The following is an 11,475-nucleotide window of genomic DNA, read 5'->3' as shown; positions in this document are numbered from 1 at the left end:
GATATAGATAAAGGTGGTGTTTATAACCTGGCTACAGCTACAGGTAAAGATCCATCTAACAATCCAGTAAGTGATGTTTCGGAGAGTGGTAACGCTGCGGGTGGTACTCCTGGTGTTCCGCCTATAGATCCGGCCTGTCCGAGCTGTACGATTACACCATTGCCATCATCGCCTGGTATGCGTTTAACCAAAACCGGTACTTATGCAGATAGCAACGGTGACGGAAAAGTAAACGTTGGTGATAAGATCAACTATACTTTTAAAGTAGAGAACACCGGTAACGTGAGTCTGACGGATATCAGCATCAGCGATCCAAAAGTGACGGTGAGCGGTGGGCCAATATCTCTTGCGCCAAACGCGGTTGACAATACGAGCTTTACCGCAGTTTATACTTTAACACAAGCGGATGTAGATAAAGGTGGAGTGTATAACCTGGCCACAGCATCAGGTAAAGACCCTTCGAACAATCCGGTAACTGATGAGTCGGAGAGTGGTAACGCTGCGGGTGGTACTCCTGGTGTTCCGCCTATAGATCCGGCCTGTCCGAGCTGTACGATTACACCATTGCCATCGTCGCCTGGTATGCGTCTGACTAAAAATACAACAGCAGGAACATACAATAATATTGGAGATGTAATTACCTATACATTAAAAGTTAAAAATACTGGTAATGTTACACTTAAGAGTGTGATCATTACGGATACTAACGCTGATGTTGGAAGTATTTCACCTAATACCATTGCTAACTTAAATGTAGGGGCGGAAATAACTATTACTGCAAAACATACTTTGGTTCAGGCAGACCTGGATAAAGGTTTTGTATATAATATTGCTAATGCCGCAGCAAAAGATCCCAAAGATGGGAATGTAACGGCAACATCTGTGGATAATAACCCGGCATACCCTGGTGCTCCCGTTGATCCAGCGTGTCCAACATGCACGATTACTGAGATTAAACAAAATCCGGCGATAGCATTGATTAAGAAAGTCACCAATGTTGGAACAGGAGAAAATGGCGCGTTTGTTTTAGGCAATCAGATTGAATATACTTTTACCGTAACCAATACGGGGAATGTAAGTTTAAAAGACCTTGTATTAAGTGATCCCTTAGTAAGTGCGTCCTCAATAGGTATTCCTGGTGTTCTATTACCCGGAACATCGGTTACTCGTGTGGAAAGGTATACGATTACAGCAGGCGATATTGCTAGAGGAAGTGTGAGTAACCAGGCCACTGTAAGTGGTACTGACCCAAAAAACGAGATCATAACGGACAAATCAGGGACGAGTAATGCTGATGATATTGCTACAGTAACTGCTGTTGCAAAACCTCCTGTAGCAAATGATAATGCTGCTGAAACCAAGCAGAATTTTGAAGTTAAAATTTTGGTGTTGGACAATGATGTACCTGGTAGTAGTCCAGTAGTACCGGGTAGTATAGTCATTACCACTCCACCGAAAAATGGTACTGTAACTGTTAATACAGACGGTACAGTTAGCTATAAACCCAATGCCGGCTACGCTGGGGTAGATGATTTTTCTTATACTGTAAAAGACAAAAATGGTCAGGTGTCAACCCCGGCAAAAGTTACAGTGACCATTGTACCTACGAAACCTGTAGCAACTGACGATTCAGCAGAAACGCAATGGAATACCGAAGTTAATATTCCGGTTTCTGGTAATGATAAACCAGATGGTTCTCCTTTTGATAAATCTGGACTAGAAATTGCCGAGCAGCCTAAACATGGCACGCTCAGAATTAATGCTGACGGTACGGTTACTTATTTGCCCAATAGTGGTTATACAGGCAAAGACACTTTCAGCTACCGTATTAAAGATGAAAATGGAAACTGGAGTAATGTTGCTATAGTAAACTTAAATGTTAAAGGCTTTTTCATACCTAACGTCATTACTCCAAATGGGGACGGTAAGAATGACAATTTCGTCATTGTTGGACTGGAAAACTTCAGCAATGTCGAGCTGACTATTTTCAATCGTTGGGGCAACGAGGTTTATCGAAACAAGAATTACCAAAATACCTGGACAGGCGACGGATTGAACGAAGGAACTTATTACTATTTGCTAAGAATGAGCAATAATGGTAAACAGGAAGTTTATAAAGGCTGGGTATTAATAAAAAGATAAGTCGAAACGACCAGATTGAATTAGGTCATATAAAACTACATTATGAACAAACATATCATTCAAAAAGTTATTCTGGGTTTTGGATTTTCTATCGCAAGTTTATTTCAGGCGAAGGCACAACAAAATATCCAATTCACTCAATACATATTTAATTCATTAAGCGTGAACCCGGCATATGCAGGATACAAGGAAGATTGGTTTGCCCAGCTTGCCTTAAGAAGTCAATGGACTGGGATCGATGGTGCCCCTAGAACCGGTCAAATCTCAATTGATGGAACCATAAACGATAGTAAGAACGTAGGGCTGGGACTTCAGATTACTGATGATAGATTAGGTCCACAAACTGCGACTTCAATTTATGCAAATTATGCCTACAGGCTACGACTTGATGCCGATGATACACAGAGACTAAGCTTTGGTCTGGCAGCTGGTATTACGCAATACGGATTGGATGGAAATAAATTAAGACCGGTTGATGGTGAAGATACAAACCTACCTGTAGGAAAAATTAGCAACACCATCCCTGATGTTCGTTTTGGAGTCTATTACTATAATCCAAAATTTTACATTGGTTTATCTGCGATGGACTTATTTTCAGCAAATCAATCCAATGGACTTTTCAACCAGAATGAGGGTACAGTACAAAACATCAAACGCCAGCGACACTATTACCTGATTGCTGGAACCTTAATAAATTTATCAGAAGACACTAAACTTCGTCCAAGTATTCTTTTCAAGGAAGATTTTAAAGGACCTTCTAGTTTGGACTTAGGTGGGATGGTAATTTTTAATGAGCGTTTCTGGCTTGGCGGATCTTATAGGACTGGTGTAGACCTTTGGAAAAAACAGTATCAAAAGGGACAGTCACTGAGTAATCTGAATTCCATATCAGCGATTACCCAATTTTATTTTAACGAGAGATTTAGAATGGGGTACTCTTATGATTTTATAATCAGTAAGTTGAGTAGCATGCAGAATGGGACGCACGAGATTACAATCGGCATGACCTTTCCTAGGAAAAACAAGCGCCTGCTTAGTCCTAGATTCTTTTAAAATGAATAATGTATATCGATTAAAAACAATTAAAATGATAAGTAATAAATATACGGGATACATTTTCCTTCTGGGTTTAAGCTGTTTCTTTAATGTTGCTGTAGCGCAGGAGCAACCCAGTTTATTAAATAAGGCAGATCAATTATATGCTCAGTATAAGTATGCAAATGCAGCTTCAATATATTTGAAGTTGGCTGATACCAAAAAACCAAAGCTGACAGTTCTGGAGCGGCTGGCGGATTGTTATCAAAAGATCAATGACTATGAGGCCGCAGAAAATTGGTACGCTAGAGTAGTGAACGCTCCGGATAGTAAAGCTGAAAATCTGATCAAATACGGGGCTATACTCAAATCTAATTCCCGCTATACTGAAGCTAAAAAGGTTTTAAAGTCCTATGCTGACAAAACTGGCGATCTTAAAAGAGTCAATAATGAAATTGCCGGATGCGACTCTGCGTTGGTTTGGATGGCTAAACCTACCGCTCATAAAATAAAAAATGAAGCTCAGATCAATAGCACTTATGCAGAATTTGGCGTATTTCCAATCGGTAATGAAATTTATTATACCGCAGAACCTGGTCAAGGGTTGTTGAAACAGAAAGATGGCCGTAGCGGTAATCCTTTTTTAAAAATATTTACTGCCAATCGCGCAGCAGATAATAGCTTAAGTTCTAAACTGATTGATAAGTCTGTATATAACGATGAAAGTTACCATGTGGGTCCCATCATTAGCAATCAGAGAGGAAATGTATTTTATGTTACCAGGACTTACCCTGGTCAGGCAGGTGAAATTAGTAAAGAATATAGAACGAAATTCAGGACCAATAATCTGGAGCTGTATTTCTATAAGGCAAACAATGGCAAATATGAGGCTACTTCTTTTCCTTACAATGATGTTAAAAAATATTCTGTTGGTCATGCAGCTTTAAGTCAGGATGAAAGAACATTATACTTTGTATCTGATATGCCCGGTGGTTTAGGTGGGACAGACATCTGGTATTGCGAGTTACAAAGCGATGGTAACTGGGGGAAACCTCAGAACGCTGGTCCGGCAATTAACACTAGCCAGGAAGAGATGTTTCCTAACATCGCGGCGGATGGTACTTTATATTACTCCAGTAATGGGCTACCTGGAATGGGTGGTTTAGATATATTTTCCGCAAAGGGTGCAAAAAACAGTTGGTCTAAACCAGTTAATCTTAGATTTCCGATAAACTCTCCTGGCGATGATTTTGCTTTCATTACCAATTTTACGAACGAAAATGAAGTAATGGGTTATCTTTCTTCCAACCGTAAGGGTGGGGTAGGAAATGACGATATCTACAGTTTCATCAATATCAAGCCTAAAATGATCCTGGCTTTGAAAGGCCTAACTGTTAATAAGAAAACGGGAGAAATATTAGAGGCTACCACAGTCACTTTATATGCAAATGGTCGTCAAATAGTGGCTAAACAAAGCAGTAAAATGGATGGAACTTTCTTTTTTGAATTGACCAAAGGAACTGACTATACTGTACTTGGGCAAAAAGAGAAGTTTTACAGCGATTCTACTGTAATAAGTACCAAAGGTTTAACCAAATCAGATACCTTAAGTGTAACCCTGCGCTTAGAACCGTTATTTGAAATTGGAAAAACCATTGCCATTCAAAATATCCATTATGATTTTGATAAAGATAACATTCGTAAGGATGCCGCGAAAATTCTCGATGAACTGGTACGGACATTACGCGATAACCCCACACTCGAAATTGAATTGGGCTCGCATACTGACAGTCGCGGAGTAGATATTTATAACCTGGATCTCTCTCAACGACGTGCACGTTCTGTCGTTAATTATCTAGTTAGCCGTGGAATTTCAAGAACTCGTTTAACAGCTAAAGGATATGGAGAAACACAATTATTGAATCGTTGTAAAAATGGGCTGAAATGTTCGGAAGCAGAACACCAGGTCAATAGGCGTACTGAGTTTAAAATAATCAAACACTAGATATTTCGTGTTTGATTTAGAAAATAAAACTAGAATATTTTTAAATACATCTTAAGAAAATCTCATCTTCGAATAGCTTGACTTATTGAGGGATAGGTAGAAAAGCTAGATCTGAGAGTTAAATGGCCACCTAGTTGTGGTCATTTTTCTTATTCGATGTAAACAAGCCGAGGCGAAAATACTTGATTTTGGTCCTCCGTATCAAATCTTACTGAGCGATGGATTCCCATGTTGCTAATCGAATGGATACGATTATTTCGGTTCCATTTGCATCTGAATGTATTTTAGTCTCACCGTTAAGGGATTGAACGCGGCGGCGGATGGATTGCAAACCCATAGTTGAATTTCCATTTCTGGATTTCTTTTCATCTAAGCCAATTCCGTCATCACTGATCGTCAGTAAGAGGGTATCTTCTTCTTCATAAATCAAGATTCCAACATTTTTAGCCTTGGCATGTTTGATAATATTGGTGATCGCCTCCTGGATAATGCGGAGTAAAGCAATTCGCGTATCCATATCCACATGGATTAAAGAGCTATTGTCGATCTGTATAGTTTTGTTGTAGCGGCTATCAGGGAGGGAACTATCTGTAAGTAGTTTAATCTGCTTTTCAAATGACTGTTCTTGTTGTTCATCTCCTGCATGGAACCATTCATGGCTTTTGTTTCGGGCTGCTTTATAGGCGTTCTCAGTTTCGTGCTGGAGCATACTCAATTTGTTTCTTAGGGCGATATCATTGGTATCCATCAATAGGACCTCCAATTGGTACCGGATGGCAGCAATAGATGATGAAAGACCATCGTGGAGGTCTTGTCCAAGACGCTGTTGTTCTTCTCTTACCGCCTGGTGTTTTGCTTCCTCCATGGCAATGATCTGCATATTGGCTACGTTGTTGAGTACTTCTACCTGTTTTCTTGCCTTCCTGCTTCGATATATCATAACCAGGTAGATGCTTAGTATGAAAATAGATGCTGCAATTGAAATGAGTACTAACCAATTGGTACGTTGCTGTTTGACTTCTTCTGATTTCCGGAGTTCAATCTTCGTGTTTTCAGCTTCGGTATAGGCGTATAGCATAGCATCCATCTCGGCCATCAACACAGCTTTCGCTTTTCGTTCATTTGCCAGTGCAGCGGTTAGCGATGTATAGCCTCCTTGAAAATTACCCTGTACAGCCTGTAGTTGGGCTTTGTATTCATCAAGTATCGGTTGCTGGCTTTTAAAAAAATTGGGAAGTGAGGCGAGTTTTTTGATATAAAAGCGGGCGCTATCCAGATTTTTTAAAACCAGGAAGTGATCCATCTTCATTTGGTAAAGCGGGACTTCTATAAAAGACATTGGCTGGTCTTCATACGTAGTTTTTAGTGTTTGTATGCTATCCAGTAACATCCCCACTTTGATTTGATTATGCTCAAGAAGAGCAATGTCGTGGTGTCTTATCAGCGCATAAAAGTCATTGTAAAGCATGTGTTGCCTGTTTATTGGGTATTTGCGTTTGAGCATGTTGCCAATTTGATCGGCCAGCAGGGCTGTTCGATAAACAGCCGTAGTATCTCTGGTCTTTATATAGGCTTCGATGGCCACAGCTAAGATGTCTATAGCATACATTCCATTTACATTGTCGGTTTTATTATTCCGCAACTGTTCGGGCAAGTGCTCGATGTATTTTTTTTTATCCTTATAGGTGGAGATCACTTTATCGTATAAACCTTGCTCATTGAAAGCCTTGACTTTAAAAACATCTACCAGCAAGGGACGTATTTTGCCATTTTTTGCCAATTCCTGGGATAGTTTTTCGTTATAATACATAGCCGCACCTGTTTGTCCGAATATCTCTGCATTATCCACCAATGCCCTAAAGTACTTTACACGTTGTCGTCCGTATTCCTTTTTCCCCCAGGCAATATCTTTATACAAACTAAGAAGACCTACCAATTCCTGCGTTTTAAATTCGGTTCCTTCACTCACAAGTTCTTGTGTTAAAGAATAGGTGCTGTCTAGGTATTTGTCGGCAGAAATACGATCTGCATGGTAAGCCTTAGCCAGCTTTTCAAATTCCTTTATTGCCCGAACTGTTGATTGTCCCGCAGTAGTTTTGCTGATTAACAGAAAAAATAAGAAAAGTAGAGATAGATTGCTTGAAAACAGGCGAAATTTGTTTCTCATTGGGTTTATCATATAAATTTTTCAGACCATGTTTAGATTAATTCCTGCTCACGCGCATATGACAATAACTCGGTAATGGAATTTACATTTATCTTAGCCATCATGTTGCGCCGATGTGCTACAATCGTATGTTTGCTGAGATACGTCTTCTCGGCAGTGTGGGCAATGGATAATCCTTGGGCAAAGTACTGTAGAATCTCCAATTCCCGGGATGTAAATGCTATTTTTTTTGTGTTATCTATTTGATCAACAATTCGACTGATTACGGGGCATAAATACTGATGACCATCTGCTATGGTCGTCAGGCATTGGAGTATAGTGTCGAATCCAGATGATTTGGAGATAAATCCCTGGGGCTTATAATCCAAAATACTTGTAACTACCGCAGGGCTTATTGTTGAACTCATTATAATTATCCTGAGCTGTCGATTCAAACGCTTTATCTCATTGATAAGCATAAGACCATTTTCATTTTTAAGATAATAATCCAAAAATAGGTAAACGCTTTTTTTTGAGTGTTTTATGATAAATTTTGTTAATTCTTTTTTATCATTGAGTATGTGAACATCGCTGAAAAGTTCTAACCGTTCTATCAGTGCCGCGAAAGAATCAGCAAATAAAAGATGGTCATCTAAGACAATGGCAATAGCGTTAGTTTTCTCCATAAATTAGCCTAAAGTAGTAAAAGTATAGAATTATATCTAGTATAAATGTACATAAGTATTTTAGTACGCCTACTTGAATATCCCAATTTGTTGCTGACTGAATTACTAGCGAATTAATGTTATTATGATAAATTGTCTAGCATGATGTTGTTATAATATACATGTGTCTGTTTTACTTGAGTTTAGTAATATTAATTTTAGACGGTTAGCGTGATCAGACTTGATCATGAATAGCTAAAAGCTTACATCAACCTTAATCTTTTATGAGGATAACCTACAATAATTATAATCAATGAATGGGATAAAAATCGGTATAATGTGTAACCGTGAGTTTATCAGAAGAGCATTTATTGCTTCTCTTGTGGTTTTTCAAGAAAAAATCATAGAAATAGTATTCGAAACTACCATAGAATCTTTTCAAAACGTAATTCCGCGTACTTCTAGACCAGACATTCTTCTACTTGATATAGATTCTCCTGACATCTCCGGTACAAAAGTCATCGAAAACGTACTTTCATGCTATCCTGATTGTTCGATCATACTTGTCTCTGATATAGATGATAAAGATACCCTATTAAAATATATACACGCCGGTGCTAGAGGATGTTTAAAAAAAGTAAATCAAGATAAATTGGCAACCGTTATTAGTGCTGTGATGGATGGTGGTTGTTATATTAGTCCTGCTTATACGAAATTACTATTTGATCATGTTCTATGTACAAGAAAACGACTTTCTGAATTATCTTACAGGGAACAGCAAATGGTAGATGCAGTAATTGACGGCTTAAGCTATAAGCTTATTGCATATCGACATAATATTTCAATTGATACTGTAAGATTTTATCTGAAAAAAATTTATAGAAAATTAAATATCAATAGTAAGGGAGAGCTATTGGCTTTAATGAGGTTAAATTCTAATTAAACTAAGCCCATTCTGAAGATCAGATCAGATCAGCTCCTGCTTGCGTGCATAAAACAATAGTTCTGTGATAGAATTGACTTTTACCTTCGCCATCATCTTTCGGCGATGTGCTACAATTGTATGCTTGCTTAGATGTGTTTGTTCAGCGGTTTGAGCAATCGATAACCCTTGTGCAAAATAGTGAAGAACCTCTAGTTCCCGCGCTGTGAATGGTAACTTTATTGTTGGGGTTGTGCTCGAGATAATATCACTAATTGTAGGAGACACATATTGCCTGCCCTGGCTTATTATGGTAAGACATTCAACTATGGTATTAAAACCTGATGATTTGCTTACAAAACCTTCTGGATTGTAGCTCAGAATATTTGTAATAGTATTGGGACTGATTACGGAGCTAATTACAATAATTGTAATGTGCTTGCTTAATCTTCTGGCTTCGTTAATTAGTGGCAGACCATTCTTGTTTTTAAGGTAATAGTCTAAAAATAGGTAAATAGGCGACTCATAATATTTAACTAAGAAAGAAATTAATTCTCTTTCTTCGCTAATTGTGTGTACAGAACGGAAAAGGTCTAGCCGCTCAACAAGTGCTGAAAAGGAATCTGCGAATAGAAGGTGGTCGTCAAAGACAATTGCAATTGCTTGAGTTTTTCTCATAAATGGTTCTAATATTGCAAAAGTAAAGGATTGGATGGAGGTAACTTATATATATATGCTTTAATAACTAATTGATGTTATTTGTACATTATACAATAGCAAATTCTTGTTGCTAAACTGAGATGACTTTATCTCTTTTTTTCTCCTTTATTTTCAGGGGTACTGAAAAAATGCTTCTGTCTTTGCTATTAGATATAGCACGTTTTTGTCGTTATATATAGCAAGTTTTTGTTATTTTATATAGCATATTTTTGTTATTTTATTGAATTATATAGCATTTTTTTGTGTAAAATTTGCATTTATGTCGTTGACTTATTACTTTGATGTTAATTTTAGTTGCTCACAAATATCTAAAACGTTCATCAATCGCATCTTTTATGAAGATAAAATTACGATCTCTGCTCTCTACGAAAAAAAGCCATGCTTATCAAAAAAGAATCTTTAGTTTATTAATTGGAGACTACCTCTATTTAAGTGGAGTATGTAAAACCAATAGTTTTAAAAAATTTATTAATTATCGCATAACTAATGCCATGAAAAAAGTGATGTGGACAGGTTTAATACTTGGATTCTACACAATGGCGTCAGCTCAACAGAAAGTAAAAGATGGTACAGTATCAGGTAGCAATCTACCTAATAAGGATGCATTGTTAGAACTAGAAAGTAAGAATAAAGGTATACTTCATACACGAGTTGGCTTAACTCGCACAACTGAGGCGGCACCACTTACAGCTCATGTTACAGGTATGATGGTTTACAATACCTCAACCGTCAATGATGTTGTGCCAGGAATTTATTATAACGATGGTACAAAATGGGTGTTCGTACGAAGTTCAACGGCTATTCTTGTTGAAAATCAACTTGGAAAAACTGGAAGCCCCGGCACCCCAGGTACTGTTGGAGGACCAGGAGTTGGAGTTACTATTGTAAATAATGATAGTGGAACCTGGGTTTTTAATCCAACAACAAATAGTTGGACGAATATTAAAGGCGCTACTGGGACAAATGGGGTTGATGGTAAATCAGTAACCAGTGGTGCTACTGCTCCAACAGGTACAGGAGCCACTGGTGATACCTATATCAATACCACTACCGGTGAAACCTACGTTTACAATGGGACGACCTGGGTTTCTAACGGCAATATCAAAGGTCCTCAGGGAACTGCCGGTGCAACTGGTCCGCAAGGTGTTGCAGGCACTAACGGTACAAATGGGACGAACGGTGTTGATGGTAAATCCGTAACCAGTGGTGCCATTGCACCAACAGGTACAGGAGCTACTGGTGATACCTATATCAATACCACTACCGGTGAAACCTACGTTTATAATGGTACGACCTGGGTTTCTAATGGCAATATCAAAGGTCCTCAGGGAATTACCGGTGCAACTGGTCCGCAAGGTGTTGCAGGCACTAACGGTACAAATGGGACGAACGGTGTTGATGGTAAATCCGTAACCAGTGGTGCTATTGCACCAACAGGTACAGGAGCTACTGGTGATACCTATATCAACACGACTACAGGTGAAACCTACGTTTATAATGGTACGACCTGGGTTCCTAACGGCAACATCAAGGGGCCTCAAGGAGTTCCTGGTGCTGTTGGTCCACAAGGTGCAACTGGTCCAGCTGGAACTAATGGTACAAACGGAACCAATGGTACTAACGGTACTTCAGTAACAAGTGGTACTATAGCTCCCACAGATACAGGGGCTACTGGTGATACCTACATCAATACGACTACAGGAGAAACCTATGTTTACAATGGTACGGCCTGGGTTTCTAATGGGAATATTAAAGGGCCACAAGGAGCTACCGGTGCAACTGGTGCTGCTGGTCCGCAGGGTATAGCTGGTCCGCAAGGGATTCAGGGGCCTGCTGGTAC

The 11,475-nt window shown here is 38.9% G+C and carries 7 protein-coding genes and 1 pseudogene; 5 read left to right on the top strand and 3 right to left on the bottom strand.

Features of this window, described 5'->3' with window-relative positions; genetic code table 11:
• From BLS35_RS27430 to BLS35_RS27420, 3 genes are all read left to right on the top strand, one after another.
• Positions 1-2,142: DUF7507 domain-containing protein (locus BLS35_RS27430; protein ID WP_139205900.1), on the top strand; the 2,142-nt coding region annotated here is incomplete at its 5' end.
• A gap of 42 nt (positions 2,143-2,184) precedes the next feature.
• Entirely contained in the window at positions 2,185-3,195 is a 1,011-nt protein-coding gene (locus BLS35_RS27425) for a PorP/SprF family type IX secretion system membrane protein (protein WP_090787946.1), read from the top strand.
• A 34-nt stretch (positions 3,196-3,229) separates the two neighbouring features.
• A complete protein-coding gene (locus BLS35_RS27420) occupies positions 3,230-5,182 on the top strand; it encodes an OmpA family protein (protein WP_165973423.1) in 1,953 nt (650 codons plus the stop codon).
• 208 nt (positions 5,183-5,390) lie between these two features.
• On the opposite strand, the gene BLS35_RS27415 is transcribed toward BLS35_RS27420, so the two are convergent.
• Positions 5,391-7,349, bottom strand: coding sequence for an ATP-binding protein (locus tag BLS35_RS27415; RefSeq protein ID WP_165973424.1), 1,959 nt, complete (start codon positions 7,347-7,349; stop codon positions 5,391-5,393).
• Between the two features lie 32 nt (positions 7,350-7,381).
• Positions 7,382-8,014: a response regulator transcription factor gene (locus tag BLS35_RS27410; protein ID WP_090787937.1), complete on the bottom strand. Its 633-nt coding sequence runs from the start codon at positions 8,012-8,014 to the stop codon at positions 7,382-7,384.
• A 292-nt stretch (positions 8,015-8,306) separates the two neighbouring features.
• Between BLS35_RS27410 and BLS35_RS27405 the strand changes: the two genes are divergently transcribed.
• Positions 8,307-8,936: a LuxR C-terminal-related transcriptional regulator gene (locus tag BLS35_RS27405; protein ID WP_090787935.1), complete on the top strand. Its 630-nt coding sequence runs from the start codon at positions 8,307-8,309 to the stop codon at positions 8,934-8,936.
• 24 nt (positions 8,937-8,960) lie between these two features.
• Here BLS35_RS27405 and BLS35_RS27400 read toward each other — a convergent pair whose 3' ends face one another.
• Positions 8,961-9,593, bottom strand: coding sequence for a response regulator transcription factor (locus tag BLS35_RS27400; protein ID WP_090787932.1), 633 nt, complete (start codon positions 9,591-9,593; stop codon positions 8,961-8,963).
• A 377-nt stretch (positions 9,594-9,970) separates the two neighbouring features.
• On the opposite strand from BLS35_RS27400, the pseudogene BLS35_RS28005 reads away from it, so the two are divergent.
• Positions 9,971-11,475, top strand: a pseudogene (locus BLS35_RS28005) (hypothetical protein); the annotation flags it as partial.

This window comes from Pedobacter sp. ok626 (assembly GCF_900100435.1).
Classification (GTDB): Bacteria; Bacteroidota; Bacteroidia; order Sphingobacteriales; family Sphingobacteriaceae; genus Pedobacter.
This window is presented reverse-complemented; position numbering and strand designations above follow the sequence as displayed.